This window comes from Streptomyces sp. NPDC060209, from assembly GCF_042728155.1.
Taxonomy (GTDB): Bacteria; Actinomycetota; Actinomycetes; order Streptomycetales; family Streptomycetaceae; genus Streptomyces.
The window spans coordinates 1-26,770 of sequence record NZ_JBHWZS010000099.1 but is presented as its reverse complement, the minus strand read 5'-3'; the positions used below and the strand labels follow the sequence as shown (position 1 = coordinate 26,770).

Sequence of the window (26,770 nt, the reverse complement as noted above, 5' to 3'; positions counted from 1 at the left end):
GGTTCAGGCGACCGGTGGGGTGCTGGAGGTGTCCGGGCCGGGCCCGGCGCTGGAGGCCGAGGCGGTCGCCGACTCGGCCGGTCCGCTCGCCGAGTTGGAGGTCTCCGGCTCCGTCGTGGGCTCCGAGGGCGTGGGCTCCGTCGGGGTCGTTTCCGTGGGAGTCGGCTCCGTGGGAGTCGGCTCGGTGGTGGGAGGCGTGGTCGTCGGCTTCGTCGGCCTGCCCGTCGGCGAGGGGTTCCCGGAGGTCGGCCGGCTGCTGGGGCTGCCGCTGGACGGGGTACCCGACGTCGGGCTCGCACCGGGCTCCGACGTCCCCGGGGACGGGGTCCCGCTGCCGGACGGAGTGGCCTGGCCCGAGGTGCCCGGGGACGGGGACCCGCCGGGCGTTCTGCCACCGGTGGCCGGATCCTCGGTCGGCTCGTCCGCCGAGAGGCCGCTCTCGCTGTCGTCCTCGTCGGCCGACTGTTCGGTCGTGACGTTCTGCCCCTCAGGGTCCTCGCTCCCCGAGGTGGCGCCCAGCGTCACCACTGTGCCGAGGACGGCCGCCAGCAGTGCGCCCGCGCCCACCGCGACGAGATTGCGCCGGGCACCGCGGAGCACTCCCATCCGCCCGAGGGACGCTCCGGCGGCCGCCGGAGCCTGACGGCTGATCAGGGTCGCGGACGTATCGGTCAGCCGGGGGAAGAGCGGCTTGGCCGCCGGGGTGCCGCCGGGGGGTGAGGCCGACTCGTCGTGACGCGGGGCCGGAACCTCCTCGCCCGCCGGGGTGCTGTGCACCGGTTCGCCCGAGCGGTCCGCGACGAGTGCGAGCGCCCGGCGCCCGGCCACCGCGCCGGCCTTGTCGGCGAGCGCCCCGCGCATGCCGATGGACGCCTCCAGTTCGGCCCTGGCCCGGTCCAGATGACCGGTGCAGAGCGCGAGGACGCCCAGCTCATGGTGGAAGTAGGCCTCCTCCGCCACCTCGCCCGCGATCCGTGCGGCCTCCTGGCCGGCCCTGAGGGCCTTCTCCCAGGCACCCCACTGCATCCCCGCCGCGAAGGCGGGAGCGGCACTGCGGGCCAGCAGGACGGCCACGCTGGCCTGTCCCGGTGTCTCGCCGGGGACGAGGCGGGTCATCGAGGCGAGGAGGGCGTCCGACTCGGCGATCGCGCGTTCCGGGGTGACGGAGGGGTGGCCTGCCCACCAGGCGTAGTGCTGGGCGGCACTGCGGGCGTGCGCGTCCGCGCTCTCGCCGTATCCGCTCGCCTCCAGCTGGGTCAGGACCCCGGCGGCCAGCCGGTAGCGGGGGCCCGCCGGGGAGAGCAGGCCGCTGAGGGCGAGCTCGCCCAGCGCGGCATCGGCGTGGGTGTCCCCCACGAGCGCCGGCAGGTGCGCCTGGTGCGGCACCTCACCGCCGAGCGCGACGGCGAAGCGCAGGGTCTCGCGGGCGGCCTCGCTCAGCCGGGAGGCGAGCAGGGCGGCGGGCGCGGCGCCCTCGCCGAGGCTGGGCAGCGGAAGGTCGGCCGGCTCGGCCCGGCCGAAGGGCGCGTCCGCCGGATCGTCGTCGTAGCCGTCGAACGCGTCCTGGCCGGTGCGCAGGTCGTCGCGCTGGCGCAGCAGGGCGCCGGCCTGGACGAACCGCAACGGCAGCCCTTCGGACTCGAACCAGAGGTCTCCCGCCCAGTTCGCCTCCTCGTCGGTGAGCGCGCGCTCCACGACGTGCTCCATGAGCTCGATCGAGGCGCTGCGGCCGAGACCGGTGAGGAAGACCTCTTCGAGGTTCGCGTCGGCAGCGGGCGACGGCACGTCGGGGGTCGTGGCGAAGAGGAACGCGCACTCGGGGGTGGCGTCGAGCAGCTCCTGGAGCGCGGCGCCGCCGAGCTCCAGGTCGTCGACGACGACGACGGCGCCGACGCCGTGGACGAGCGCGAGGAGCCCTTCGCGGTCGGGGCGGTGCAGCGGAGCACGGTGGACGGCCTCGAACAGCCCGTACAGGAGGTCGATGGTGGTCCGCTTGTGCCCGGAGAGCCGTACGACCCCGTCGGGTGCCAGGTCCGCGCAGTCGGCGGCGACGGCGTCCAGGAGAGCCGTGCGGCCGGACCCTGCCGGTCCGGTGAGGCACACCGAGCGCCCCCGGGCGAGCAGCCGTACCAGGCGCTCACGCTCGTCCTGGCGTTCCAGGAGAGGCATCTGTGGCGCGGGCGGCCCCGGCGGGACGGGCGGCGCGGCGGCGCGCTCGCGCTCCACGCGCTGGGCGGCGGTGTGGCGTACGGGCGCGTCGGGCTGCTCGCCGGGCCGGCAGGGCTCGATCTCGCTGCCGTCGACCGGATTGACGGTGAGCAGGAAGTCGCCCGATATCAGCTGCACCGTGCGCGACTGCTGTGGTGTCTGGTGCCCGAAGTCGGGCGTCAGCGGGTCGCGGGACTGCCGTCGCCGCGCACCGTCGTCACCGGAACGGTCGTTGCCGTACTCTTCCGGTCCCCGGTTGGTCGGGTCCATCGTCAAAGTCCCCCAGACGCGCAGCGCGCGGTTGCCCCCTCCGGCCTCGCACGCCCCGCTGTCGCTCCCGGTCCGGTGTCCGCCAGTGGGTTCCAGTCGATCGGCAGACGGCCGAACCCTAAACCTTCGCACAGTATCTACGAACCGGTGGGGGGCCGCGCCGCCCCCGACATCACATTCTCGTGAGGATTGTGCGTGTATCGCCCTCCGGCGGACGCTCCCGGGACCTCCTGGAGGAAAGGTCCTAGACGCGTGGCAGGGAGTCCGCGGCGAGCCCGCCCTCGATGGCCAGGATCCTGTGCAGCCTCGTCGCCACCAGCAGGCGCTGCATCTGCGGCGGCACGCCGCGCAGCACCAGCCGCCTGCCGGCCCGGCCGGCTCTGCGGTGCGCGCCCATGATGACGCCGAGTCCGGTGGCGTCCCACGAGTCGAGCTCGGTCAGGTTCAGCACGAGATCGCCGGCTCCGTCGTCGACGGCCGAGTGCAGAACCGTACGGGCGTCCGCCGCGCTTCGGACGTCGAGGCGGCCCCCGACGACCAGCTCGGCGTGGTCGCCCCTGATGTGCATATGCGCTCCCCGGAAGTACTCCGCAGCAAGGTCGGTCGGTCTGTTTCTCTTTCTTCCTCTGCCACAACTGACTGTCGCAGCGACAGGGAAGTTGCCGTCTGTAAGCGAACCGATACCGAATTCACCCCGAGGGGTGAAGCGGGCCCGGCGCCACCCGTTGGATCCGTGCGCCGGACGGCGTCGGATCCCGTGACCCCCGCGGCTGGCTGACGGCACATCAGGCAGCCCGGGGCCCCGGTCGTGATCAGTAGGTGTAGAAGCCCTGCCCGCTCTTGCGCCCGATGTCACCTGCATCGACCATCCGGCGCATCAGCTCCGGAGCGGCGAACTTCTCGTCCTGGGATTCGGTGTAGATGTTGCCCGTGGCGTGCAGGAGGATGTCGACGCCGGTCATGTCGGCCGTGGCGAGCGGTCCCATGGCGTGGCCGAAGCCCAGCTTGCAGGCGGTGTCGATGTCCTCGGCCGAGGCGACGCCCGACTCGTACAGCTTGGCCGCCTCGACGACCAGCGCCGAGATCAGGCGGGTGGTGACGAAGCCCGCGACGTCGCGGTTGACGACGATGCAGGTCTTGCCGACGGACTCTGCGAACTCCCGCGCGGTGGCGAGGGTTTCGTCGCTGGTCTTGTATCCGCGCACCAGCTCGCAGAGCTGCATCATCGGGACCGGGGAGAAGAAGTGCACCCCGACGACCCGCTCCGGGCGCTCCGTCACGGCCGCGATCTTGGTGATCGGGATGGCGGAGGTGTTGGAGGCGAGGACGGCGTCCTCCCGTACGACCTTGTCGAGCGTACGGAAGATCTCGTGCTTGACCTCGAGCTTCTCGAAGACGGCCTCGACGACGACGTCCGCGTCGGCCACGGCGTCGAGGTCGGTGGTCGTGGTGATCCGGGCGAGCGCGGCCTCGGCGTCGGCCGCCTCCAGCTTGCCCTTGGCGACGAACTTGCCGTAACTGGCCTCGATCCCGCCGCGCCCACGGGCCAGGGCCTCGTCGGTGACATCACGCAGCACGACGTCCCAGCCCGCCTGGGCGGAGACCTGCGCGATACCGGACCCCATGAGTCCGGCGCCGATGACGGCGAGCTTCCTGGCCACGTTTCGCACCCCAATGCTTCTCAGTTGTTCGCATGCTCTCCGGCGGAGATTAGTACCCGTGAGGGGCCGTGAGGCCACGAAGAGATGCGCGTCACGTCTCACATGACGGACATCACACCGCCCGGTGTCACGCGGCGGCGCCTCGTGCGTAGTTGAGGACCTTCTCGCCGAGGAGGTCCTCCGTGTCGTCGAGCAGGACCAGCGCGTCGCGCGATGAAGGTACGCACGCCGCAGGAGTTCGGCGGCCGGTGATCAACTCGCTCACCGTGCCGGCCATGCTGCTCTCCGGTCCGATGCTGCCGATGACACCCGGCCCGGCGTGGCTGGACGTCCTGTCGCACCTGACACCGTTCCGCTACCTCGTGGACGCGGTCCGGGACGCGTACGTCGGCTCGTACGTCACGGCGCACATGCCGTACGGGGTCATGGTGGCGCTCACGTCAGCCCTCCTGGCCGTGACGGTGGGCACGCGTGTCTTCCGGAGGGCCGGAGCGTGACCAGGGCGCGCGAGCCCTGCCTGGACCAGATGAGAGGCCCTTAGGCTGGCCCCATGGTCAATCTGACGCGCATCTACACCCGTACCGGCGACAAGGGCACCACGGCCCTCGGCGACATGAGCCGGACCGCCAAGACCGATCTGCGGATCTCGGCCTACGCCGACGCCAACGAGGCCAACGCCGTCATCGGTACGGCCATCGCGCTCGGGAGCCTCTCCGAGGACGTCGTCAAGGTCCTCGTCCGTGTGCAGAACGACCTGTTCGACGTGGGTGCGGACCTGTCCACGCCGGTGGTGGAGGACCCGAAGTACCCGCCGCTGCGGGTGGAGCAGTCCTACGTCGACAAGCTGGAGGCGGACTGCGACACCTTCCTGGAGGAACTGGAGAAGCTCCGCAGCTTCATCCTTCCGGGCGGTACTCCGGGGGCGGCACTGCTGCACCAGGCCTGCACGGTCGTCCGGCGGGCGGAGCGGTCCACCTGGGCGGCGCTGGAGGTGCACGGCGACGTGATGAACGCGCTGACGGCGACGTATCTGAACCGCCTCTCCGACCTCCTGTTCATCCTGGCCAGGACGGCGAACAAGGAGGTCGGCGACGTTCTGTGGGTGCCGGGCGGCGAGCGCTGATCAGCGGCCCGTCCCGACCCGCTGCTTGGGCTCCTGCTTGGGGAAGAGCGTGTAGCCGCCGGCGATGATCAGGTTGATCCCGATCACCCAGAGCATCTTCTGCTGCCACATGCGCAGCGAGCCGGTGTCGCCGTCCCCGCCGACGTACCAGACCGCCGCCTGGAGCAGGGCGATGGCCGTCACCGAGGCCAGGATCCAGCGGGCGGCGGTGCGCCACTCGTGGGCGGCCCGGGCCATCCCGTACTTGGGGGGCTTCACCGGCGGCGGGCCGCCCGCGAAGCGGTGGGCGACCCTGGCGTCGACCCACTTGATGGTGGAGTGGCCGAGTCCCACCGTGAAGCCGATGTAGACGGCGGCCAGGCCGTGCTTCAGGCCCGGCTCGGCACCGTTCTTCAGGTCGATGGCCGTCACCACCAGCAGGACGATCTCCAGCAGGGGCTCGCACAGCAGCACGGCCGCACCCAGCCGGGGCTTCTTCGCGACGTAGCGCAGCGCGAGTCCGGCGGCCAGCAGGACCCAGAAACCGACCTCGCAGAGCACGATCAGTGTGACGATCACAGTCCTTCTCCTTCCGGTCCCCTCCAGACTCCCTTCCGCACGGCGCCGGATCGTCGTCGGCAGTGACGAAACGTGACTGCATCCTTCGATGTAGCGGGACCTCACCCCGCGTACGGACGTGCCGCGCGTCCGCGCCGTGTTGGATGGACGTGTGTTCATCTCTCTGCGGCCGCACCGCCACGACGTACTGATCGCGGTGATCGGGCTTGCGGGCGGGCTGGCGCTCTGGGCCGCCGGGCTGCACCCCCAGGCCGGCCGGATCTTCGACGCCCACTGGATGGCCCTGCTGCCCCTCGTGGTGACGGCCGGTCTGGAGCTGATGCGCCGGAGCCGGCCGCAGGCCGCGCTCGTCCTCGGGACGCTCGCACTGATCGCCGACCAGTTCACGACGGGCAGCCTGGCGACCGTCCTGATGTATACCGACCTCATGTACGCGGCCGTGGTCTACGGGACTCCGGCTGCCGCCAGGCGGATTCCGGTGACCACGTTCCTGGTCACCGTCGCGGTCACCATCGGATTCCTGGCCTGGTTCCGCAACCCCGAGGCCCTGTTGATCGGTGTGGTGACCGGGCTGGTCTCCTTCGCACCCGCCCTCACCGGTGTCAGTGTGCGCAACCACCGGGAGGCGGCGGAGGCGGCCCAGCTGCGCGCCGACCAGACCGCGCTGCTGGCCGAGATGGACCGGGTCCAGGCGGTGACCGCCGAGCGGTCCCGCATGGCCCGCGAACTGCACGACATGGTCGCCAACCATCTCTCCGCCATCGCCATCCACTCAACCGCCGCGCTCTCCATCGACGAACCGGACACCTCCCGTGAGGCCCTCGGGGTCATCCGGCAGAACAGTGTCGACGGGCTGGCCGAGATGCGACGGCTGATCGGGCTGCTGCGGGAGAGCGGCGCGGACGGACCGCCGAGCGTGGCACCGACCCTCGCCTCCCTGGACGCCCTCGTGGGACAGGCAGGCGCGAACTCCGCGTCCAGCGGGCTCGTCGTCGCCCTGGACGACGGCCGCGAGGAGTCCGGACCGCTGCCCGCGCCGGTCGAGCTGGCCGCGTACCGCATCGTCCAGGAGTCGCTGACGAACGCGCTGAAGCATGCGGCGCCCGGCCCGGTGACGGTCCGGCTGGGACGCTCGCGCGAGGTGCTGACGGTGGAGGTGAGCAGCGTGTTCGGCGACCGGCCGGGGCCGCGCGCTCCCGGTTCGGGGGCCGGTCTGGTGGGGATGCGGGAACGGGTGGCGCTGTTGGGCGGGAGGATCGAGGCGGGGCCGGAGCCCCGGGGTGGCGTGAAGATCTGGCTGGTGCGGGCCGAACTGCCCGTCGAGGAAAGGACGTGACGGACATGACGATCCGGGTGCTGGTCGCGGAGGACCAGTCGGCCGTGCGTGCGGGACTGGTGCTGATCCTGGGCAGCGCGCCGGACATCGAGGTCGTTGGCGAGGCGGCCGACGGCGAGGCCGCCGTGCGCCTGGCCCGTGAACTCCGCCCGGATCTGGTGCTGATGGACGTGCAGATGCCCCGGCTCGACGGGGTGTCCGCGACGCGGCAGGTCGTGGCGGAGCGGCTGGCCGACGTGCTGGTGCTGACGACCTTCGACCTGGACGAATACGTCTTCGGCGCGCTGCGCGCGGGTGCGTCGGGCTTCCTGCTGAAGAACACCGACGCCAAGGATCTCCTCGACGCCGTACGCACGGTGGCGCGCGGCGAGGGACTGATCGCCCCGGCTGTGACGCGGCGGCTGATCGAGGAGTTCGCCGGGACCTCCTCCGCGCGCAGGACGGCGGGGCCCGCTCCGGCGGCGCTCGACACGCTGACGCGCCGGGAGCGGGAGGTATTGGTCTGTCTCGGCGAGGGGCTGTCGAACGCGGAGATCGCCGGGCGGCTCTCGATGGCCGAGGCCACGGTGAAGACGCACGTCAGCAGGCTGCTCGGGAAGCTGGAGCTACGCAGCAGGGTCCAAGCGGCGGTGCTCGCGCAGGAGTTGGGCCTCTGACCTCCGGCGCGGATCTTTGGTCTGGACCTCTTGACGATTGGTCCAGACCTTCCTAATCTCACCGAACACGCTGCGGTGAGTACGCCATGACAAAGCGGGCTCAGGGCGACGCAGGGTTTGCAGGTTACGGACCATCCCCGTTTGCCGGACCTCACCCGAGGAGCACCGTTGAGCACTGACAACCCCGTACGCCTCACCCGCCTCAGATGGAGACGCGGAGCCGGCACAGCCACCAGGTCCAAGGCGATCGCGGGCCTCACCGCACTGCTGCTTCCCCTCGCCGCGATGGTCGGCCTGGCCTCCCCCGCCGAGGCCGCCACCTCCGCGACCGCCACCTACGTCAAGAAGTCCGACTGGGGCACCGGCTTCGAGGGCCAGTGGACGGTCAAGAACACCGGCACCACCGCCCTCTCCTCGTGGACGATCGAGTGGGACTTCCCCTCCGGCACCGCGGTCGGCTCCGCCTGGGACGCCGCCGTCACTAGCTCCGGAACCCACTGGACCGCCAAGAACCTCAGCTGGAACGGTACGGTCGCCCCGGGCGCCAGCATCAGCTTCGGCTTCAACGGCACCGGCTCCGGCTCCCCCACCGGCTGCAAGCTGAACGGCGCCTCCTGTGACGGCGGCAGCGTCCCCGGCGACAATGCACCGTCCAAGCCCGGCACCCCGACCGCGAGCAACGTGACGGACACCTCGGCGAAGATCAGCTGGACCGCCGCCACGGACGACAAGGGGATCAAGAACTACGACGTCCTGCGCGACGGCGCCAAGGTCGCGACGGTCACCACGACGACGTACACCGACAGCGCTCTCAGCAAGGGCACCGACTACTCGTACACCGTGCAGGCCCGTGACACCGCCGACCAGACCGGTCCGGTCAGCGCCTCGGTGGCCGTCCGCACCACCGGCACCACCGACCCGGGACCCGGGACCGGCGACAAGGTCAACCTCGGCTACTTCACCGAGTGGGGCGTCTACGGGCGCAACTACCACGTCAAGAACCTCGTGACCTCGGGCTCCGCCGCGAAGATCACGCACATCAACTACGCGTTCGGCAACGTCCAGGGCGGCAAGTGCACCATCGGTGACGCCTACGCCGACTACGACAAGGCCTACACCGCCGACCAGTCGGTCGACGGCGTCGCCGACACCTGGGACCAGCCGCTGCGGGGCAACTTCAACCAGCTGCGCAAGCTCAAGGCGAAGTACCCGAACATCAAGGTCATCTGGTCGTTCGGCGGCTGGACCTGGTCCGGCGGCTTCGGTGCCGCGGCGCAGAACCCGGCCGCGTTCGCCCAGTCCTGCTACGACCTGGTCGAGGACCCCCGCTGGGCCGATGTCTTCGACGGCATCGACATCGACTGGGAGTACCCCAACGCCTGCGGCCTGACCTGTGACACCAGCGGTCCGGCCGCGCTGAAGAACCTCTCCTCGGCTCTGCGCACGAAGTTCGGCACGAACAACCTGGTCACCGCCGCGATCACCGCGGACGGCTCGGCGGGCGGCAAGATCGACGCCGCCGACTACGCCGGCGCCTCGGCGTACTTCGACTGGTACAACGTGATGACGTACGACTTCTTCGGCGCCTGGGAGGCCAAGGGTCCGACGGCCCCGCACTCCCCGCTGACCTCGTACAGCGGCGTCCCGCAGGAGGGCTTCAACAGCGCCGCCGCCATCGCCAAGCTGAAGGCCCAGGGCGTCCCGGCGAAGAAGCTGCTGCTAGGCATCGGCTTCTACGGACGCGGCTGGACCGGCGTCACCCAGGCGGCACCCGGCGGCACGGCGACCGGGGCGGCCCCGGGCACCTATGAGGCGGGCATCGAGGACTACAAGGTCCTCAAGAACAGCTGCCCGGCCACCGGCACGATCGCCGGCACCGCATACGCCCACTGCGGCACCAACTGGTGGAGCTACGACACCCCGGCGACGATCACGTCCAAGATGGCCTGGGCGAACAGCCAGGGGCTGGGCGGGGCGTTCTTCTGGGAGTTCAGTGGCGACACCGCGAACGGTGAGCTCGTGAGCGCGATGGACAGCGGCCTCAACTAGGGTCTTCCCCCGCCCCCCACGAGGCGGTCGCACCCCCGAAAAAGCGCCGGGGAGACAGGTCCGCCCCCTGTCTCCCCGGTTTTCGCATGCCTCTTTGCTCAAGCCACATTGACTCGCTGGCCGGGCGGTGCCGCCTCGAGCCAGGCGAGGAAACCGGTCAGGGCGTCCTCGCTCATCGCCAACTCCAGGCGCGTCCCCCGGTGGAGACAGCCGAGCACGACGGAATCGGACAGGAGCGCGAGCTCCTCCTCGCCCTCGGGCAGCCGGCGCGCGACCACCTCGATGGCGGAGCGCTCCAGGCCGCGGCGCGGACGGGGCGAGTAGGAGAAGACCCGGAACCAGTCGACACGGTCACCGCTGTAGCGGGCGACCCCGTACACCCAGCCCTTGCCGGACGGGTCCGGCTCCTCGGACACGTCCCAGCGCAGGCTGCAGTCGAAGGTTCCGCCGGAGCGCTGGATCAGCCGCCTGCGGAGGCCGAAGACGAACAGACCCACCGCGACCAGTACGACGACCAGACCGCCCACCCACAAAGCGAGGACCATCTCCACCGACCTCCTCGCATCGTCGAGTAACGGATACCGAACCGAGCCGAACCGGACTGCACCTGCATTGCCTCAGCCGCGACACGGTCTGGATCTCTCCAGCTCGGGCCGCGGCTGAGTCAAAAACTCCTTGTGGGGACGCTCAGTGCGCCGCCACCGCACGCAGTCGCACGTCCGCGCGGCGCTCGGCGCCCGCATCCGTGTCCGACTTCGCACGATCCAGCGCACGCTCGGCGCGCTGGACGTCGATCTCGTCAGCAAGCTCGGCGATCTCCGCCAGCAACGAGAGCTTGTTGTCCGCGAACGAGATGAAACCGCCGTGCACAGCGGCGACAACAGTCGCGCCGTCGCTCGTACGGATCGTCACGGGGCCCGATTCCAGCACACCCAGAAGCGGCTGGTGACCGGGCATGACGCCGATGTCGCCGGACGTGGTACGTGCGACAACGAGGGTGGCCTCGCCGGACCAGACACTGCGGTCCGCGGCGACCAGCTCGACATGCAGCTCAGCAGCCAAGGGTGGCTCCTCGGGTCACCACCCGGCGGTCGTGCCGGGTGTCGGTTCAATTCTACGGGGCGTGGTGAGGGGGGCGGGACACACCCACCCCCCTCGGTGAGCCGGAGGCTCAGGAGACGCCGAGCTCCTTGGCATTCGCCTTGAGGTCCTCGATGCCACCGCACATGAAGAACGCCTGCTCGGGGAAGTGGTCGTACTCCCCGTCGCAGATCGCGTTGAACGCGGCGATCGACTCGTCGAGCGGAACGTCCGAACCGTCCAGGCCGGTGAACTGCTTGGCGGCGTGGGTGTTCTGCGACAGGAAGCGCTCGACGCGACGGGCACGGTGGACAACGAGCTTGTCCTCCTCGCCCAGCTCGTCGATACCGAGGATCGCGATGATGTCCTGGAGGTCCTTGTACTTCTGCAGGATCCCCTTGACGCGGCTGGCCGTGTCGTAGTGGTCCTGCGCGATGTAACGCGGGTCCAGGATGCGGGACGTGGAGTCCAGCGGGTCCACGGCCGGGTAGATGCCCTTCTCGGAGATCGGACGGGAGAGAACCGTCGTCGCGTCGAGGTGGGCGAACGTGGTGGCCGGGGCCGGGTCGGTCAGGTCGTCCGCGGGGACGTAGATCGCCTGCATCGAGGTGATCGAGTGACCACGCGTCGAGGTGATGCGCTCCTGGAGCACACCCATCTCGTCGGCCAGGGTCGGCTGGTAACCCACTGCGGACGGCATGCGGCCGAGCAGCGTGGAGACCTCGGAACCGGCCTGCGTGAAGCGGAAGATGTTGTCGATGAAGAGCAGCACGTCCTGCTTCTGCACATCGCGGAAGTACTCCGCCATGGTCAGGGCGGACAGCGCGACCCGAAGACGGGTGCCCGGCGGCTCGTCCATCTGGCCGAAGACCAGTGCGGTCTTCTCCAGGACGCCCGAGTCGGTCATCTCGTCGATGAGGTCGTTGCCCTCACGGGTGCGCTCACCGACACCGGCGAACACCGACACACCGTCGTGCAGCTTCGCCACACGCATGATCATTTCCTGGATGAGGACCGTCTTGCCGACGCCCGCACCACCGAACAGACCGATCTTGCCGCCCTTGACGTACGGGGTCAGCAGGTCGACGACCTTCAGGCCGGTCTCGAACATCTCGGTCTTGGACTCGAGCTGGTCGAAGGCCGGGGCCTTGCGGTGGATCGGCCAGCGCTCGGTGATCTGCGCCTCGGCCTCCGGCTCGTTCAGGATCTGACCGAGGGTGTTGAACACCTTGCCCTTGGTGATGTCACCGACCGGGACGGTGATGCCCGTACCCGTGTTGGTCACCGGGGCCTGGCGGACCACGCCGTCGGTGGGCTGCATCGAGATCGCGCGGACCATGCCGTCGCCCAGGTGCTGGGCGACCTCGAGGGTCAGCGTCTTACGAGCGCCGGCCTCGGCCGGGTCGTCGACCTCGATGTGCAGGGCGTTGTAGATCTCCGGCATCGCGTCGACGGGGAACTCCACGTCGACGACCGGGCCGATGACCCGGGCGACGCGGCCCGTGGCAGCGGCCGTCTCAACTGTCGTCGTCATTACTTGTCACTCCCCGCGGACGCGTCGGCCAGCGCACCTGCACCGCCGACGATCTCGCTGATTTCCTGGGTGATTTCGGCCTGGCGGGCCGCGTTGGCAAGCCGGGAGAGGCTCTTGATCAGATCCCCGGCGTTGTCGGTCGCCGACTTCATCGCACGACGGCGGGCGGCGTGCTCGGAAGCGGCGGCCTGCAGCAGTGCGTTGTAGATACGGCTCTCGACGTAGCGCGGCAGAAGAGCGTCGAGGACGTCCTCGGCCGACGGCTCGAAGTCGAACAGCGGAAGGATCTCGCCCTTCTCGGTGCTCTCGTCCGCGACCTCGTCGAGCGACAGCGGCAGCATCCGGCCGTCGACCGCGTTCTGCGTCATCATCGACACGAATTCCGTGAAGACGATGTGCAGCTCGTCGACGCCGCCCTCGGCCGTGTCCTTCTGGATGGACTCGATGAGGGGCTCGGCGATCTTCTTGGCATCCGAGTACTCGGGGCTGTCCGTGAAGCCGGTCCACGACTCCGAGACCTTGCGCTCACGGAAGCCGTAGTACGCGACACCCTTGCGGCCGACGATGTACGTGTCGACCTCCTTGCCCTCGGCAGCCAGCCGCTCCCGGAGCCGCTCCGCCGCCTTGATGGCGTTGGAGGAGTAGCCGCCGGCCAGACCGCGGTCGCTCGTGAGGAGCAGGACCGCCGCCCGGGCCGGAGCCTCGGCCTCGGTGGTGAGCGGATGGTTGGTGTTCGAGCCGGTCGCCACCGCGGTCACCGCACGGGTGAGCTCGGTCGCGTACGGCATCGACGCCGTCACCTTGCGCTGCGCCTTGACGATGCGCGAGGCGGCGATCATCTCCATCGCCTTGGTGATCTTCTTGGTCGCGGTGACGGCTTGGATGCGGCGCTTGTAAACGCGAAGCTGAGCGCCCATCGATCAGCCCTCGCCCAGGAGCTTGCCGTCCGAGGTCTCGAACTGCTGCTTGAAGGCGGCGATCGCGTCGGCGATCGACTGCAGCGTGTCGTCGGACATCTTGCCGCCCTCGGCGATGCTGGTCAGGAGGTCCTTGCGCTCACGGCGCAGGTACTCCAGCAGCTCGCTCTCGAAGCGGCGGATGTCCTCGACCGGGACGTCGTCCATCTTGCCCGTGGTGCCGGCCCAGACCGAGACGACCTGCTCCTCCATCGGGAACGGGGCGTACTGCGGCTGCTTCAGCAGCTCGACCATGCGCTTACCGCGCTCCAGCGACGCCTTCGAGGCCGCGTCCAGGTCGGAACCGAAGGCAGCGAACGCCTCCAGCTCACGGAACTGGGCGAGGTCCACGCGCAGTCGGCCGGAAACCTGCTTCATGGCCTTGTGCTGGGCGGAGCCACCGACTCGGGAGACCGAGATACCGACGTTGAGCGCCGGACGCTGACCCGCGTTGAACAGGTCGGACTCCAGGAAGCACTGGCCGTCGGTGATGGAGATGACGTTGGTCGGGATGAACGCCGACACGTCGTTCGCCTTGGTCTCGACGATCGGGAGGCCCGTCATCGAACCGGCGCCCATGTCGTCGGAGAGCTTGGCGCAGCGCTCCAGCAGACGCGAGTGCAGGTAGAAGACGTCGCCCGGGTAGGCCTCGCGGCCCGGCGGACGGCGCAGCAGAAGCGACACGGCGCGGTAGGCGTCGGCCTGCTTCGAGAGGTCGTCGAAGATGATGAGGACGTGCTTGCCGTCGTACATCCAGTGCTGGCCGATGGCCGAGCCGGTGTACGGCGCCAGGTACTTGAAGCCGGCCGGGTCGGACGCCGGGGCGGCGACGATGGTCGTGTACTCGAGCGCGCCGGCCTCTTCGAGGGCACCGCGCACGGAGGCGATGGTGGAGCCCTTCTGACCGATGGCGACGTAGATGCAGCGCACCTGCTTGTTCACGTCGCCCGAGCGCCAGTTGTCGCGCTGGTTGATGATCGTGTCGACGGCCAGAGCGGTCTTACCCGTCTGACGGTCGCCGATGATCAGCTGACGCTGGCCTCGGCCGATCGGCACCATGGCGTCGACGGCCTTGTAGCCGGTCTGCATCGGCTCGTGCACCGACTTACGGACCATGACGCCAGGGGCCTGCAGCTCGAGGGCGCGACGGCCTTCGGTCGCGATCTCGCCGAGACCGTCGATCGGGTTGCCGAGCGGGTCGACGACGCGGCCGAGGTAACCCTCGCCGACGCCGACGGAGAGCACCTCACCGGTGCGCTGCACCGGCTGGCCCTCCTCGATTCCGCTGAACTCGCCGAGGACGATCGCACCGATCTCGCGCTCCTCGAGGTTGAGGGCGAGACCGAGAGTGCCGTCCTCGAACTTCAGCAGCTCGTTCGCCATGGCGGAGGGCAGGCCCTCCACCTTCGCGATGCCGTCGCCGGCAACGCTGACCGTCCCGACCTCCTCGCGCGAGGCCGCGTCCGGCTGGTACGACTGGACAAAGTTCTCCAGTGCGTCCCGGATCTCCTCCGGCCGGATCGTAAGCTCCGCCATCTGGGGTTCCCTGCTCTCCTTGTTGGGCCCGAAGTTTCTTAAGGGGGTCTGGGGGCGACCCCCAGGAATCTTCTGCAATTTCTGCACGGCCCAACCGGGCCGCTGTTCTTGCTCGTTCAGTTGGTGCGGTTGTTGCGCTGCGCGCGTCAGCCGGCCATCCGGCGGGTCGCCTCTTCGAGGCGCTCCGCGATCGTGCCGTTGATGACCTCGTCACCGACGCGCACCGAGATCCCACCGAGGACCTCCGGGTCCACGTCCAGATTCAGGTGCATCTGACGGCCGTAGATCTTCGCCAGAGCGGCGCCGAGGCGCTGCTTCTGCCGGTCGGACAGCGGCACCGCCGAGGTGACGACGGCGACCAAGCGGTCCCTGCGCTCCGCGGCCAGCTTGGCCAGGGAGTCGAGTCCCGCTTCAAGGCTACGTCCACGCGGCTGATTCACGAGGCGCGTGACGAGACGCTCGGTGACGGGCTGCGTCTTGCCGCCGAGCAGGCTGCTGAGCAGCTCGCCCTTGGCGGCGGTCGACGCCCTCCGGTTGGTGAGCGCGGACCGCAGTTCCTTGTCGGAACCGACGATCCGGCCGAACCGGAACAGCTCGTCCTCGACGTCGTCGAGCACATCCGCGCGCTGGGCCGCGGTGAGGTCTGCGGTGTTCGCCAGCTCCTCGACCGAGTCGACCAGGTCACGCGACTGCGACCAGCGGGAGCGGACCATGCCGGAGACCAGGTCCACGGCTTCGCCGCCCACCTGACCGCTCAGCAGCCGTCCGGCCAGCTCGGCCTTGGCCTCGCCACCCTGCGACGGGTCGGTGAGGACCCGGCGCAGCGATACCTCGCGGTGGAGCAGCGCGGTGACGGCTGCCAGCTCCTCGGCGAGCTTCGCCGCGTCGACCGACGTGGAGTCGGTCAGTGCGTCGAGACGCTCGCGTGCGGAGGCCAGCGCCTCGCGGCTCGCTCCGTTCATCGGACGGCCTCGGCCTTCGCCTCGAGCTCGTCGAGGAATCGGTCGACGGTGCCGCTCTGCCGGGCGTGGTCCTCGAGGGACTCGCCGACGAGCTTGCCGGCCAGGGCGGTGGCGAGGGTGCCCACGTCCTGACGCAGCGCGGACGCCGCGGCCTTGCGGTCGGCCTCGATCTGGGCGTGGCCGGCCGCGATGATCTCCTCGCGCTGCCTCTGACCTTCCGCCCTCATCTCCTGGATGATGACGGCACCCTGCTCCTGCGCCTCCTGGCGCAGGCGGGCGGCCTCGTGGCGGGCCTCGGCGAGCTGAGCCTTGTACTGCTCAAGAACGCTCTGGGCCTCGGTCTGGGCCGCGTCGGCCTTCTCGATCCCGCCTTCGATGGCCTCGCGGCGCTCTTCCAGAACCTTGTTGATGTTCGGGAGGAGCTTCTTGGCGAGGAAGCCGAAGACGATGGCGAAGGCGATCAGGCCGATGATGATCTCAGGGATCGCCGGGAGCAGCGGGTTCTGGATCTCTTCCTCGGCCGCCAGCTGTAGGGCGTTCACATCAATGCCTTTCGTCGCATCGGGCAGTCGGAATGCCGCGACTTAGTCGACCGGGTAGACGAAGGGCATGACGAGACCGATCAGGGCGAGCGCCTCACAGAGGACGAAGCCGAGGATCTGGTTCGAGCGGATCAGGCCGGCAGCTTCGGGCTGGCGGGCAAGCGCCTGCGTGCCGTTACCGAAGATGATGCCGACGCCGACGCCGGGGCCGATCGCGGCGAGGCCGTAGCCGATGGAACCGAGGTTGCCCGTGATGTTGACGGCGGCGAGGGTCTCAAGAGCGGACATGCCGTTTCTTCCTTCTCTTTCAGAACCGGTGGGGGTTGGCCACCGGACGACTATCGGGGGTGGAGCTGGCTGCTCAGTGCTTCTCGGCGAGAGCGCCCTGAATGTAGTTGCAGGCCAGAAGGACGAACACGTAGGCCTGCAGCGCCTGGATGAACAGCTCGAAGGCGGTCATCAGGATGGTCATCACGAACGAGACACCGGCGTATGCGATGCCGATGCCGTTCAGCAGGTACCAGCTGGCGATCGTGAAGATCAGCAGCAGCACGTGGCCGGCGAACATGTTGGCGAAGAGTCGCACGGCGTGTGTGAAGGGCCGGATCAGCAGGTTCGACATGATCTCGATGAGCATGACGAAGGGAAGAGCCGGGCCGATCGACGGGTCGTAGCCGGAGATGTTCTTCCAGCCGCCGACGAAACCGTGCCGCTTGAAGGTCAGGCTGACCCACAGGATGTAGACGATCGCGGCCAGCGCCACCGGGAATCCGATGACCGAGACCACCGGGAACTGGGCGAGCGGAATGATCGCCCAGAGGTTCATGATCCAGATGAAGAAGAACAGCGAGACCATGAGGGGTACGTACTTCTTGCCCTCACGCTTGCCGAGCGTCTCGTACACCACACCGGTGCGGATGAAGTCGTAACCCGCCTCGGCGACCATCTGAAGCTTTCCGGGCACCAGCTTCGGCTTGTTGAAAGCCGCCCAGAAGAAGCCGACGACGACAACGGTGCTCAGGACCGCCAGCAGCATCGGCTTGTTGATCTCGATGCCGCCGACGGTGAACATCGGCTCGAAAACAAAGGAGTGCAGGCCAGGAGCCGGGAAGCCGCATCCGTCGAAGATGTGGCAGTCGGTCTCGAAGGCGAGCACCGTCGTCGGGTCAGCACTCACCGCGGGCTCCTTCAGCGTGGCGCATAGGTACGGCAACCTCGTTGTGTCGGCGCGGCAAGCAGCCGCTGGTCGGCACTGGACTGGTGTTACGGATGGGGGGCGGCTCAGGCATTACGCCTCGCGATGGAGCAGGCGCCGAATTTGATGCCCGCGCCCGCAGTGCCGCAGTTGGCACCGGACGATAGCAGGGTCTCGAACGCGCGCTTATCCCGGCCCTACCCCTCACGTCGAAGACCCCATGTTCTCGGGCGTCTTGCCCGCGGACGAGTCCGGCTCGACGTAAAGGATCTTGGTCTTCATGTGAACGCGGATCTGCGCCGCGACCCACACGAGCGTCGCGGCCATCAGCGAGGCCGCGAAAGCCCTCGGGTTGAACAGCGTCGTGTCCTGGAACGCGGCGACGAAGACGAAGAGCAACAGCAGTTCGGTCGTGTACAGCACCAGTCCCATGGCCTGGAACAGATGCGGCATCGACTTCGCGGTGCGCTGCAGAACGCCGAGCCCGATCCCCATGAAGAGGATCACCACCAGCGTCCCGACCGCTGCGCCGATCGCTCCCTTGCCGCCGGCGAGCGCAGCGCTGACAGCGACGGCGACAACACCGGCGGCAGCGGTGGGCACGGCGGTGTGAAGGAGAGTCCGGGCGTCGTTGGACGGCATGGCGGTTACTCCGCGTTGCAGGGGGTGGTCAGTGGTCGTCAGGGACGAGCGTAGGCCCGGTCCGAGTCGATGCTTCGGGCCAATGGACCGTGCTACTCAGGTCCTTCGGCCTCCTCACCGGGCTTCGTGAACGGTATCACAAACTATTTGATGAGGTCTTTACTCAGAAAGTGTGCCAGCTGTCACACATGAGAGTTACTTCGCGCGTGTGTGCAGAACATCACGGCGCATTGTCTGGTATGGGGACTTCTGTGCAGCAGAGTCAACGCGGTGAGTCGGCCCGATCCCGATCCGTGAAGCGCGAACGGGGGCCGATCGCGGTCGCTCCGTTGACGCCGGAGACACCCACGGGCACCGAGGCCCGCTCAGACGCCGGGGAGGCCATGTGCGAGCCGCCGGAGCCCTGTTGACCCTGCGGGGTGGCGTCCACTGCGTCCGCGGACTCGCCGTGACCCGCTTGCCGCCGCCGGTACCGCGGCGGCACGAAGGACTCCGCCCAGCGCGGGGCGCGCGGAGTGAAGCGCGGCATGAGCAGCAGGACGAGGCCCACGGCGCTGAGCCCCACGATCACCAGCACGATCCAGAGCGACGCGGAGTGCACGGAGTAGCCGACGGCACCGAACGCGATCAGCGCCGACCAGAAGTACATGATCAGCACGGACCTGCTGTGCGAGTGCCCGATCTCCAGCAGCCGGTGGTGCAGGTGGCCACGGTCGGCCGCGAACGGCGACTGGCCGTTCCAGGTACGCCGCACGATGGCCAGCACGAGGTCGGCGGCCGGGATGGCGATGATCGTCAGAGGGAGCAGCAGCGGGATGAAGACCGGGAGCATCGCGTGGGTCGCCTGCCGCTCGCTGCCCTCGAAGAGCTTCATCGCGTCCGGGTCGACCTGGCCGGTGACGGAGATCGCGCCGGCGGCGAGCACCAGGCCGATCAGCATCGATCCGGAGTCACCCATGAAGATCCGGGCGGGATGCATGTTGTGCGGCAGGAAGCCGAGGCACATACCCATCAGGATCGCGGCGAAGAGCGTCGCGGGCGCGGCCGCCTCGATCCCGTATCCGTACCAGAGGCGGTAGGTGTAGAGGAAGAACGCCGCGGACGCGATGCAGACCATGCCTGCCGCGAGGCCGTCCAGGCCGTCGACGAAGTTGACCGCGTTGATGGTGATCACCACCAGCGCCACCGTGAGCAGCGTGCCCTGCCACTGCGTGAGCGCGACGGTGCCCACGCCGGGGATGGGCAGCCAAAGGATCGTCAGACCCTGGATGACCATGACGGCGGCCGCGATCATCTGTCCGCCGAGCTTGATCAGCGCGTCGATCTCGAACTTGTCGTCCAGGACACCGATCAGCCAGATCAGGGCGGCGCCGGACAGCAGCGCTCTCGGTTCGTTGGAGAGTTCGAACACGCCGTTCAGGTTGAACAGGTGGTCCGCGACGATCAGCCCCGCGCACAGTCCGCCGAACATGGCGATGCCACCGAGCCGAGGTGTCGGTTCCCGGTGTACGTCACGCGCACGGATCGCGGGCATCGCCCCGACCGCGATGGCGAACTTCCGCACCGGTCCGGTCAGCAGATAGGTAACTGCGGCCGTGACACAGAGCGTCAGCAGGTAATCACGCACGGGCTGCCCCACAGAATTCGCCGACCATCTCAGCCCCACACCCTAGTCTCATGAGCAAGGACACCGAGCCACGGGTGTTGGTTGCACATCACAATCCCTGATCCACACCGCCTACCCCGGATACGGCGGATTGCGCTCGGCCAGTGCGCGCACCTCGGCCCGCAGCAGGCCCGTGTCGCCCTCCTGCCGCACTGCCGCGCCGAACAGCTCGGCGATCCGCACCATGTCGTCCTCGTCCATGCCCTGGGTGGTGACGGCCGCGGTGCCCAGCCGGATCCCGCGCGCGTCCCCGTACGGAAGGGCGCATGTGTCCAGGACCATACCGGCGGCCATGAGCCTCTCGCGGGCGGTCCGGCCGTCGACGCCCAGCGGTGCGGGGTCGGCGACGACGATGTGGGTGTCCGTACCGCCCGTGGTGATCTCGAAGCCCTCGGACTCGAGGGCGGCCGCCAGGACGCGGGCGTGCGCGACGACCCGGTGGGCGTAGACCGCGAAGGCCGGGGTCGCCGCCTCCCCGAACGCGACGGCCTTCGCCGCGACGGTGTGCATCTGGGCGCCGCCCTGGGTGAAGGGGAACACCGCGCGGTCGATCCGCTCCGACAGTTCGACGCCGCACAGGATCATGCCGCCGCGCGGTCCGCGCAGGACCTTGTGCGTCGTCGCACACACCACGTCCGCGTACGGGACCGGGCTCGGCGCCGCTCCCCCGGCGATCAGCCCCATCGGGTGGGCGGCGTCCGCGATCAGATACGCCCCGACCTCGTCGGCGATCGCCCGGAACTGCTCGTAGTCGGGGTGCCGGGGGTACGAGATCGACCCGCAGACGATCGCCTTGGGGCGCCGTGCCCTGGCCAGGGCGCGCACCTGTCCGTAGTCGATGAGCCCGCTGTCGGGGTCCACGCCGTAACCGGCGAACTCGAACCAGCGGCCGGAGAAGTTCCCCGGAGCGCCGTGGGTGAGATGTCCGCCGTACGGGAGCCCCATGGCCAGCACCGTGTCGCCGGGCCGCAGCAGCGCGGCATAGGCGGCGAGGACGGCCGAGGAGCCGGAGTGCGGCTGGACGTTGGCGTGCTCGGCGCCGAACAGGGACATCGCCCGCCGGATCGCGGCGCGTTCCGCGGCGTCGGCCTGTTCGCAGCCGCCGTGGTGACGGGCTCCGGGATAGCCCTCGGCGTACTTGTTGGCGAGCGGGGAGCCGAGGGCGGCGAGGACCGCCGGCGAGGTGAAGTTCTCGGCGGCGATGAGCTGGAGGGTGCTCGCCTGCCGCCCGGCCTCGGCCAGCAGGATGCCGCTGATCTCCGGGTCCTGGCGGACCAGGGCGCCGAAGTTCTGCGGCATGGCGGTGTCCGGCGGGGAGGACTGTGGCGCGGCTGCGCGTGCGGCAGGAGTGGTGACCGACATCTGACGGCTCCGGGCCTGGAGGAGGGGGGTGCGTGGCGTCAGATCCAATGTAGGCCCGCCCCGGGCCGCCTGCCCGCTGCCGGGCGCCCCTCTACGCCGGTCGGCGCACCCCGGAACGGGGCGCGTGGGCCGATGGCGGCTCAGTGGGGGGCGCGTACCCCGGTCAGTGCGGTCATGACGGGATCGAGCGCCTGGCTGATCTCGTCACCGATGGAACGGAAGAACGTGATCGGGGCGCCGTACGGGTCGTAGACCTCGTCCGCCTCGGCGGTGGGGGCCAGCAGCCAGCCGCGCAGGGCCGCGGCGGCGCGCACCAGCGCGCGGGCACGCTCGACGACGCCCTCCTCACGGGCGTCGGGCAGCGTCGCGGGGTCTATGGCCCGCACCAGCCGGGTGAACTCCTTGAGCGTGAAGGTCCGCAGGCCCGCCGAGTGGCCCATGGAGATCACCTGGGCGCGGTGGTCCCGGGTGGCGGTGAGCACCAGGTCGGCGCGGATCACGTGCTCGTCCAGGAGCTCGCGGCCGACGAAGCCGGTGGCGTCGGCGCCGAAGTCGGCGAGGACGACCTCGGCGTTGGCCTCCATGGGCGCGCCCTCGTGCCCCCAGGTGCCCGCGCTCTCCACGATGAGGCCGCCGCTGAGCGGATCTCCCAGGCGGTCCACGAGGGCATGCCGGGTCAGCCGCTCGGTGATGGGCGAGCGGCAGACGTTGCCGGTGCTGACGTGGAGGATGCGGAAAGTGTCGTACTGCCCCGCTATGCCACGCCCCTCAGGGGCGGTCAATTGGCCACCTCGAGGTCGGGTACCACCTTGCGGAGTTCCTCGACCGAGAGCGCGCCTGCCCGCAGCAGCACCGGGATCTTGCCGGTGACGTCGACGATCGAGGACGGGACGATCCCGGGGGTCGGGCCGCCGTCGAGGTAGACGGACACGCTGTCGCCGAGCATCTCCTGGGCGGCGTCGCAGTCCTCGGGCGAGGGGTGTCCGGTGAGGTTGGCGCTGGAGACGGCCATCGGGCCGACCTCCGTGAGGAGCTCGATGGCGACCGGGTGCAGGGGCATCCGGACGGCGACGGTGCCGCGGGTGTCGCCCAGGTCCCACTGGAGAGACGGCTGGTGCTTGGCGACGAGCGTGAGGGCACCGGGCCAGAACGCGTCGACGAGCTCCCATGCCTGCTCGGAGAAGTCGGTGACCAGGCCGTGCAGGGTGTTCGGGGAGCCGATCAGGACGGGGGTCGGCATGTTGCGGCCGCGGCCCTTGGCGTCGAGGAGGTCTGCCACGCCCTCCGAGCTGAAGGCGTCCGCACCGATCCCGTACACGGTGTCGGTGGGCAGCACGACCAGTTCGCCGCGGCGGACGGCGGACGCGGCTTCACGCAGGCCGGTCGTACGGTCGGTCGCGTCGTTGCAGTCGTATCGCCGTGCCATCAGCCGGCCTCCTCGGACATGTGCGGGTAGGGATCGTGCGGTGCCGGTGCCCCGGTGGTCACGGCATGGCCTTGCGGGCCGTCGCGAACCGGGGCCGGTTGTTCAGGTCGGGGTGGTCGGCCGCGTCGGCCCAGCCCCGCTCCTCGGTGAAGATCCACGGCACCTGGCCGCCCTGCGTGTCGGCGTGCTCGATGACGACGAGCCCGCCGGGGCGGAGCAGACGGTGCGCGGTGCGTTCGATGCCGCGGATGGTGTCGAGGCCGTCCTCGCCGGAGAACAGCGCCATCTGCGGGTCGTGGTCGCGGGCCTCCGGCGCCACGTACTCCCACTCGGTGAGCGGGATGTAGGGCGGGTTGGAGATGACCAGGTCGACCTGGCCGTCGAGCTCGGGAAGGGCGCTCAGGGCGTCGCCGCGGTGCACGGTGACCCTGGACCCCTCGGCGTTCTTCCGGGTCCACCTCAGGGCGTCCTCGGACAGCTCCACGGCGTGCACGCGCGAACGCGGCACCTCCTGCGCCATGGCGAGCGCGATCGCGCCCGATCCGGTGCAGAGGTCGACGATCAGCGGTTCGACGACATCCATCGCCCGGACTGCGTCTATCGCCCAGCCGACGACCGACTCGGTCTCCGGGCGCGGCACGAAGACTCCGGGGCCGACCTGGAGTTCCAGGTAGCGGAAGAAGGCGCGGCCGGTGATGTGCTGGAGCGGTTCGCGGGCCTCACGGCGGGCGATCGTCTCCCAGTAGCGGGCGTCGAAGTCGGCGTCCGGCACATGGTGCAGCTCGCCCCGCTTGACCCCGTGCACGAACGCGGCGAGTTCCTCGGCGTCGAATCGCGGTGAGGGGACACCGGCGTCGGCCAGCCGCTGGGTGGCCTGGGCCACCTCGGCGAGCAGCAGGTTCATCGCGGTTCTCCGTACGGGTTCACGAGCGGGGCGGGTCGGGTCCTACGCGCCTTATGCGGCGGCGAGCTTGGCGGCGGAGTCGGCGTCGACACAGGCCTGGATGACGGCGTCGAGGTCACCGTCGAGCACCTGGTCCAAGTTGTACGCCTTGAAGCCGACGCGGTGGTCCGAGATCCGGTTTTCCGGGAAGTTGTAGGTCCGGATCTTCTCGGAGCGGTCCACGGTGCGCACCTGGCTGCGGCGTACGTCGGAGGCTTCCTGCTCGGCTGCTTCCTGGGCGGCGGCCAGAAGCCGGGACCGCAGGATGCGCATGGCCTGCTCCTTGTTCTGGAGCTGGCTCTTCTCGTTCTGGCAGGAGGCGACGACGCCGGTCGGCAGGTGCGTGATGCGTACGGCGGAGTCCGTGGTGTTGACGGACTGGCCGCCGGGGCCCGAGGAGCGGTAGACGTCGATACGGAGGTCGTTGGCGTGGATCTCGACCTCGACCTCCTCCGCCTCGGGCGTGACGAGCACTCCGGCTGCCGAGGTGTGGATACGGCCCTGGGACTCGGTGGAGGGCACACGCTGCACGCGGTGCACGCCGCCCTCGTACTTCATCCGGGCCCAGACGCCCTGGCCGGGCTCGGTGGCACCGTTGCCGCCCTTGGTCTTCACGGCGACCTGGACGTCCTTGTAGCCGCCGAGCTCGGACTCGGTGGAGTCGATGATCTCGGTCTTCCAGCCGACGCGCTCCGCGTAGCGCAGATACATGCGCAGCAGATCGCCGGCGAAGAGGGCGGACTCGTCGCCGCCCGCGCCCGCCTTGATCTCCAGGAGCACGTCCTTGTCGTCACTGGGGTCACGCGGGACCAGGAGAAGGCGGAGCTTCTCGGTGATCTCCTCGCGCTGCTTCTCCAGGACCTTGACCTCGGCGGCGAAGTCCGGGTCGTCGGCGGCGAATTCGCGGGCGGTACCGATGTCGTCACCGGTCCGCTTCCAGGACCGGTAGGTGGAGACGATCGGGGTCAGCTCCGCGTAGCGCTTGTTGAGCTTGCGCGCGTTGGCCTGGTCGGCGTGGACCGACGGGTCGGCGAGCTTCTTCTCAAGATCGGCGTGCTCGCCGATCAGTTCCTCGACCGCCTCGAACATCTTCGGGCTCCTGGTTTCTGCGTCATACGTCTGCGGGCCTGCTGGAGGTGTACCGCCGGTGTGCACCCCTGGGGCGCACCCGGCCGCACAGCCGGAAAAAACGCCGGTCCCGGCGCCCCGTTGGAGGGCGTCGGGAACCGGCGCAGTGGCTCGCTACTTGCTGGCGGAGCCGGCAGCCTTGCCGAAGCGGGCCTCGAAGCGGGCCACACGGCCGCCGGTGTCGAGGATCTTCTGCTTGCCCGTGTAGAACGGGTGGCACTCGGAGCAGACGTCGGCGCGGATGGCGCCGCCGTCGAGGGTGCTCCGGGTGGTGAACGACGCACCGCAGGTGCAGCTGACCTGCGTCTCGACGTACTCGGGGTGAATGTCGCGCTTCAAGGTGTCTCCTAGATTCGGGAGGGTTCCGGGTCGTTCGCGCGGATTGCGCGTCCGTGAACCGGGACCGACGTACCAGTCTGCCAGGACCGGCCGTATCTCCCAAAACGAGGACCCGGCCGTGTGTATTCCCGTGCGTACGGGGAACGTTCCGCGACCAAATGGTGACGGAAGGTGGCGTTACCGTACGACCTTTCCCGCCCCGCCCTTGTCGCCGGCCGACTTCGCCGTGGCCGACGCCGGGACGGGCTTGTCCTGCTTCAGCGCCGCCCACACCTGCTGGTCGGCCTTCTCCTGGGGCAGCACGCGGTTCGGGTCCTCGGGGTCGTACTCCACGGGCAGCGTGACCATGTCGACGTTCTTCGAGCCGAGCCCCTTGAGCCCGTCGGCGAAGCCGGTGAGCTTCTTGACGGAGGCCAGCTCGGAGTCGGTGGTGACGGCCTTGGTCGCGGTGTCGGCGACTCCGAAGAGTGTCTTCGGGTCCGAGAACACCCCGACGCTCTTCGCCTGGTCCATCAGGGCCTTCACGAACGCCTGCTGGAGCTGGATGCGGCCCAGGTCGCTGCCGTCGCCGACGCTGTGGCGCGTACGGACGAGGCCGAGCGACTGCTCCCCGCTCAGGGTGTGGGTGCCGGGCTTCAGCGCGAGGTGGCTGTCGGGGTCGTCGATCGCCTGGGAGGTGGTGATCTTGACGCCGCCGAGCTCGTCGACGAGCTTCTTGAATCCGGTGAAGTCGACCTCGACGTAGTGATCCATGCGGATGCCGGACATGGCCTCGACGGTCTTCACCGCGCAGGCGGGCCCACCGACCTGGTAGGCCGAGTTGAACATCGTCTGGTGCTCGGCGCCCACCTGCTCACCGGTCGTGTCGCTCGTGCATGCGGGGCGGTCGACGAGGGTGTCCCGCGGGACCGAGACCACGCTGGCGGAGGTGTGCCCCTCGTTGACGTGGACGATCATCGCGGTGTCCGCCCGGGCGGAGCCCTCGTCGGCGCCGTACTCGGAGTTGGCCCCGGAGCGGGAGTCCGATCCCAGGACCAGGATGTCCTGCGACCCGTTGTCCACGTCGGCGGGACGCTCGGTACCCAGGGCGGCGTCGATGTCGACGCCCTTCAGGTTCCCGTTGAGCGTGAAGTAGGCGTAACCGAGCCCGGATCCCCCGACGACCACAAGGGCGGCGGCGCCCCACAGGGCGATCCTCTTCACCCGGCGCGTCCGCGACGGCTTCCTCCGGCGGCTGCCGGTGCCGCGTATTCGGCCGGTGCTCCTGCTCTGCTCGGTCATACGGCTCCCTCGTTCTGCGGTGCTCCCTGGTCCCCTGCCAGGAGATTCAGTCGTGGCTGGCCGGCACTGCGCCGGAGCCGAAGCACGGAAAAGACTCGCACAGCGGGAGCGGGTGTCCACGAGTGCGACGAGTCCCCACGACGGTTTCCCCGGCGGCCTTCCGGAGCAGCGCATCATGGGCCCCACCTGCGGGTTCGCCGTATCGTTCCAGGACCGGCAGCGCGGCTGATCCGGATCCGCCGCTGTGGGCAAGGTCTCGCCCCGGCCGGCCCCCGCACGACAGCGGACCGGCTCCGGACCCTCGGTGGGGTCCGGTC

General features: G+C 69.5%; 26 protein-coding genes and 1 pseudogene. 5 read left to right on the top strand and 22 right to left on the bottom strand.

The features are described 5' to 3' along the window. Positions 1 to 3 precede the first annotated feature (3 nt). The 3 genes from ACFWFI_RS20305 to ACFWFI_RS20295 all read right to left on the bottom strand — a co-directional run bounded on the left by ACFWFI_RS20305 (position 4) and on the right by ACFWFI_RS20295 (position 4,139). A complete protein-coding gene (locus tag ACFWFI_RS20305; protein WP_387391935.1) occupies positions 4 to 2,478 on the bottom strand; it encodes an ATP-binding protein in 2,475 nt (824 codons plus the stop codon). Between the two features lie 244 nt (positions 2,479 to 2,722). Next, positions 2,723 to 3,046 (bottom strand): STAS domain-containing protein, encoded by a 324-nt coding sequence (locus ACFWFI_RS20300; RefSeq protein ID WP_014154038.1) that lies wholly within the window; start codon positions 3,044 to 3,046, stop codon positions 2,723 to 2,725. A 244-nt stretch (positions 3,047 to 3,290) separates the two neighbouring features. Then, positions 3,291 to 4,139 carry a 3-hydroxyacyl-CoA dehydrogenase family protein gene (locus ACFWFI_RS20295; protein ID WP_031091501.1) on the bottom strand — a complete coding sequence of 283 codons (849 nt, stop codon included), beginning with the start codon at positions 4,137 to 4,139 and terminating at the stop codon, positions 3,291 to 3,293. A gap of 210 nt (positions 4,140 to 4,349) precedes the next feature. Between ACFWFI_RS20295 and ACFWFI_RS20290 the strand changes: the two are divergent. Next, positions 4,350 to 4,636, top strand: a pseudogene (locus ACFWFI_RS20290) (ABC transporter permease); the annotation flags it as partial. Positions 4,637 to 4,689: 53 nt separating this feature from the next. Beyond that, complete coding sequence (locus tag ACFWFI_RS20285) at positions 4,690 to 5,262, top strand: cob(I)yrinic acid a,c-diamide adenosyltransferase (RefSeq protein ID WP_387391930.1); 573 nt, start codon at positions 4,690 to 4,692, stop codon at positions 5,260 to 5,262. Here ACFWFI_RS20285 and ACFWFI_RS20280 read toward each other — a convergent pair whose 3' ends face one another. Continuing rightward, positions 5,263 to 5,820, bottom strand: coding sequence for a hypothetical protein (locus tag ACFWFI_RS20280; protein WP_387391927.1), 558 nt, complete (start codon positions 5,818 to 5,820; stop codon positions 5,263 to 5,265). A gap of 151 nt (positions 5,821 to 5,971) precedes the next feature. Here ACFWFI_RS20280 and ACFWFI_RS20275 point away from each other — a divergent pair, with 151 nt between their 5' ends. The 3 genes from ACFWFI_RS20275 (at position 5,972) to ACFWFI_RS20265 (ending at position 9,861) form a co-directional block, all read left to right on the top strand. Then, a complete protein-coding gene (locus ACFWFI_RS20275) occupies positions 5,972 to 7,156 on the top strand; it encodes a sensor histidine kinase (protein WP_387391924.1) in 1,185 nt (394 codons plus the stop codon). 5 nt (positions 7,157 to 7,161) lie between these two features. Then, a complete protein-coding gene (locus ACFWFI_RS20270; protein WP_387391938.1) occupies positions 7,162 to 7,812 on the top strand; it encodes a response regulator in 651 nt (216 codons plus the stop codon). Positions 7,813 to 7,980: 168 nt separating this feature from the next. Further along, complete coding sequence (locus ACFWFI_RS20265) at positions 7,981 to 9,861, top strand: glycosyl hydrolase family 18 protein (RefSeq protein WP_387391921.1); 1,881 nt, start codon at positions 7,981 to 7,983, stop codon at positions 9,859 to 9,861. Positions 9,862 to 9,959: 98 nt separating this feature from the next. On the opposite strand, the gene ACFWFI_RS20260 is transcribed toward ACFWFI_RS20265, so the two are convergent. The 18 genes from ACFWFI_RS20260 to ACFWFI_RS20175 form a co-directional block, all read right to left on the bottom strand. Further along, entirely contained in the window at positions 9,960 to 10,406 is a 447-nt protein-coding gene (locus ACFWFI_RS20260; protein ID WP_014154045.1) for a DUF2550 domain-containing protein, read from the bottom strand. A 142-nt stretch (positions 10,407 to 10,548) separates the two neighbouring features. Further along, positions 10,549 to 10,923 carry a F0F1 ATP synthase subunit epsilon gene (locus tag ACFWFI_RS20255; protein WP_387391918.1) on the bottom strand — a complete coding sequence of 125 codons (375 nt, stop codon included), beginning with the start codon at positions 10,921 to 10,923 and terminating at the stop codon, positions 10,549 to 10,551. 109 nt (positions 10,924 to 11,032) lie between these two features. Continuing rightward, positions 11,033 to 12,475 carry a F0F1 ATP synthase subunit beta gene (gene atpD / locus ACFWFI_RS20250; protein WP_356530883.1) on the bottom strand — a complete coding sequence of 481 codons (1,443 nt, stop codon included), beginning with the start codon at positions 12,473 to 12,475 and terminating at the stop codon, positions 11,033 to 11,035. Then, positions 12,475 to 13,392: a F0F1 ATP synthase subunit gamma gene (locus ACFWFI_RS20245; protein WP_387391914.1), complete on the bottom strand. Its 918-nt coding sequence runs from the start codon at positions 13,390 to 13,392 to the stop codon at positions 12,475 to 12,477. The genes atpD and ACFWFI_RS20245 overlap by 1 nt, the downstream gene beginning before the upstream one ends. Positions 13,393 to 13,395: 3 nt before the next feature. Then, positions 13,396 to 14,967: a F0F1 ATP synthase subunit alpha gene (atpA, locus tag ACFWFI_RS20240; protein ID WP_136328755.1), complete on the bottom strand. Its 1,572-nt coding sequence runs from the start codon at positions 14,965 to 14,967 to the stop codon at positions 13,396 to 13,398. A gap of 146 nt (positions 14,968 to 15,113) precedes the next feature. Beyond that, positions 15,114 to 15,929: a F0F1 ATP synthase subunit delta gene (locus ACFWFI_RS20235; protein WP_387391910.1), complete on the bottom strand. Its 816-nt coding sequence runs from the start codon at positions 15,927 to 15,929 to the stop codon at positions 15,114 to 15,116. Next, positions 15,926 to 16,471, bottom strand: a complete 546-nt coding sequence (locus tag ACFWFI_RS20230; RefSeq protein WP_387391907.1) for a F0F1 ATP synthase subunit B — start codon at positions 16,469 to 16,471, stop codon at positions 15,926 to 15,928. Before ACFWFI_RS20230 ends, ACFWFI_RS20235 begins: the two co-directional genes overlap by 4 nt. A gap of 42 nt (positions 16,472 to 16,513) precedes the next feature. Then, positions 16,514 to 16,759: an ATP synthase F0 subunit C gene (atpE, locus tag ACFWFI_RS20225; protein WP_014048348.1), complete on the bottom strand. Its 246-nt coding sequence runs from the start codon at positions 16,757 to 16,759 to the stop codon at positions 16,514 to 16,516. A 73-nt stretch (positions 16,760 to 16,832) separates the two neighbouring features. Next, a complete protein-coding gene (gene atpB, locus ACFWFI_RS20220) occupies positions 16,833 to 17,648 on the bottom strand; it encodes a F0F1 ATP synthase subunit A (RefSeq protein ID WP_387391904.1) in 816 nt (271 codons plus the stop codon). A gap of 222 nt (positions 17,649 to 17,870) precedes the next feature. Then, positions 17,871 to 18,308, bottom strand: a complete 438-nt coding sequence (locus ACFWFI_RS20215; protein WP_387391901.1) for a hypothetical protein — start codon at positions 18,306 to 18,308, stop codon at positions 17,871 to 17,873. A 262-nt stretch (positions 18,309 to 18,570) separates the two neighbouring features. Further along, complete coding sequence (locus ACFWFI_RS20210) at positions 18,571 to 19,947, bottom strand: MraY family glycosyltransferase (protein WP_387391899.1); 1,377 nt, start codon at positions 19,945 to 19,947, stop codon at positions 18,571 to 18,573. 99 nt (positions 19,948 to 20,046) lie between these two features. Further along, the gene (gene glyA, locus ACFWFI_RS20205) at positions 20,047 to 21,336 is read right to left on the bottom strand and encodes a serine hydroxymethyltransferase (RefSeq protein ID WP_387391897.1); all 1,290 of its coding nucleotides are present in this window, start codon (positions 21,334 to 21,336) and stop codon (positions 20,047 to 20,049) included. Positions 21,337 to 21,476: 140 nt separating this feature from the next. Next, positions 21,477 to 22,118, bottom strand: a complete 642-nt coding sequence (locus tag ACFWFI_RS20200; RefSeq protein WP_387391895.1) for an arsenate reductase/protein-tyrosine-phosphatase family protein — start codon at positions 22,116 to 22,118, stop codon at positions 21,477 to 21,479. Further along, positions 22,115 to 22,762, bottom strand: coding sequence for an L-threonylcarbamoyladenylate synthase (locus tag ACFWFI_RS20195; protein ID WP_387391892.1), 648 nt, complete (start codon positions 22,760 to 22,762; stop codon positions 22,115 to 22,117). The genes ACFWFI_RS20200 and ACFWFI_RS20195 overlap by 4 nt, the downstream gene beginning before the upstream one ends. Before the next feature lie 58 nt (positions 22,763 to 22,820). Then, the gene (prmC, locus tag ACFWFI_RS20190) at positions 22,821 to 23,666 is read right to left on the bottom strand and encodes a peptide chain release factor N(5)-glutamine methyltransferase (RefSeq protein WP_387391889.1); all 846 of its coding nucleotides are present in this window, start codon (positions 23,664 to 23,666) and stop codon (positions 22,821 to 22,823) included. Between the two features lie 51 nt (positions 23,667 to 23,717). Then, positions 23,718 to 24,794, bottom strand: a complete 1,077-nt coding sequence (gene prfA / locus ACFWFI_RS20185; protein WP_056794329.1) for a peptide chain release factor 1 — start codon at positions 24,792 to 24,794, stop codon at positions 23,718 to 23,720. A gap of 153 nt (positions 24,795 to 24,947) precedes the next feature. Continuing rightward, positions 24,948 to 25,172, bottom strand: a complete 225-nt coding sequence (gene rpmE / locus ACFWFI_RS20180) for a 50S ribosomal protein L31 (protein WP_033298361.1) — start codon at positions 25,170 to 25,172, stop codon at positions 24,948 to 24,950. Positions 25,173 to 25,349: 177 nt separating this feature from the next. Further along, positions 25,350 to 26,453, bottom strand: coding sequence for an LCP family protein (locus ACFWFI_RS20175; RefSeq protein WP_387391886.1), 1,104 nt, complete (start codon positions 26,451 to 26,453; stop codon positions 25,350 to 25,352). Positions 26,454 to 26,770 lie beyond the last annotated feature (317 nt).

Bases quoted from the DNA above. Each gene is read 5' to 3' on its own strand.
- ACFWFI_RS20305 (WP_387391935.1), bottom strand. From the start codon at position 2,478: ATGGACCCGACCAACCGGGGACCGGAAGAGTACGGCAACGACCGTTCC.
- ACFWFI_RS20300 (WP_014154038.1), bottom strand. From the start codon at position 3,046: ATGCACATCAGGGGCGACCACGCCGAGCTGGTCGTCGGGGGCCGCCTC.
- ACFWFI_RS20285 (WP_387391930.1), top strand. From the start codon at position 4,690: ATGGTCAATCTGACGCGCATCTACACCCGTACCGGCGACAAGGGCACC.
- ACFWFI_RS20270 (WP_387391938.1), top strand. From the start codon at position 7,162: ATGACGATCCGGGTGCTGGTCGCGGAGGACCAGTCGGCCGTGCGTGCG.
- ACFWFI_RS20260 (WP_014154045.1), bottom strand. From the start codon at position 10,406: ATGGTCCTCGCTTTGTGGGTGGGCGGTCTGGTCGTCGTACTGGTCGCG.
- atpD (WP_356530883.1), bottom strand. From the start codon at position 12,475: ATGACGACGACAGTTGAGACGGCCGCTGCCACGGGCCGCGTCGCCCGG.
- ACFWFI_RS20245 (WP_387391914.1), bottom strand. From the start codon at position 13,392: ATGGGCGCTCAGCTTCGCGTTTACAAGCGCCGCATCCAAGCCGTCACC.
- atpA (WP_136328755.1), bottom strand. From the start codon at position 14,967: ATGGCGGAGCTTACGATCCGGCCGGAGGAGATCCGGGACGCACTGGAG.
- ACFWFI_RS20235 (WP_387391910.1), bottom strand. From the start codon at position 15,929: ATGAACGGAGCGAGCCGCGAGGCGCTGGCCTCCGCACGCGAGCGTCTC.
- atpE (WP_014048348.1), bottom strand. From the start codon at position 16,759: ATGTCCGCTCTTGAGACCCTCGCCGCCGTCAACATCACGGGCAACCTC.
- ACFWFI_RS20215 (WP_387391901.1), bottom strand. From the start codon at position 18,308: ATGCCGTCCAACGACGCCCGGACTCTCCTTCACACCGCCGTGCCCACC.
- glyA (WP_387391897.1), bottom strand. From the start codon at position 21,336: ATGTCGGTCACCACTCCTGCCGCACGCGCAGCCGCGCCACAGTCCTCC.
- ACFWFI_RS20195 (WP_387391892.1), bottom strand. From the start codon at position 22,762: ATGGCACGGCGATACGACTGCAACGACGCGACCGACCGTACGACCGGC.
- prmC (WP_387391889.1), bottom strand. From the start codon at position 23,666: ATGAACCTGCTGCTCGCCGAGGTGGCCCAGGCCACCCAGCGGCTGGCC.
- prfA (WP_056794329.1), bottom strand. From the start codon at position 24,794: ATGTTCGAGGCGGTCGAGGAACTGATCGGCGAGCACGCCGATCTTGAG.
- ACFWFI_RS20175 (WP_387391886.1), bottom strand. From the start codon at position 26,453: ATGACCGAGCAGAGCAGGAGCACCGGCCGAATACGCGGCACCGGCAGC.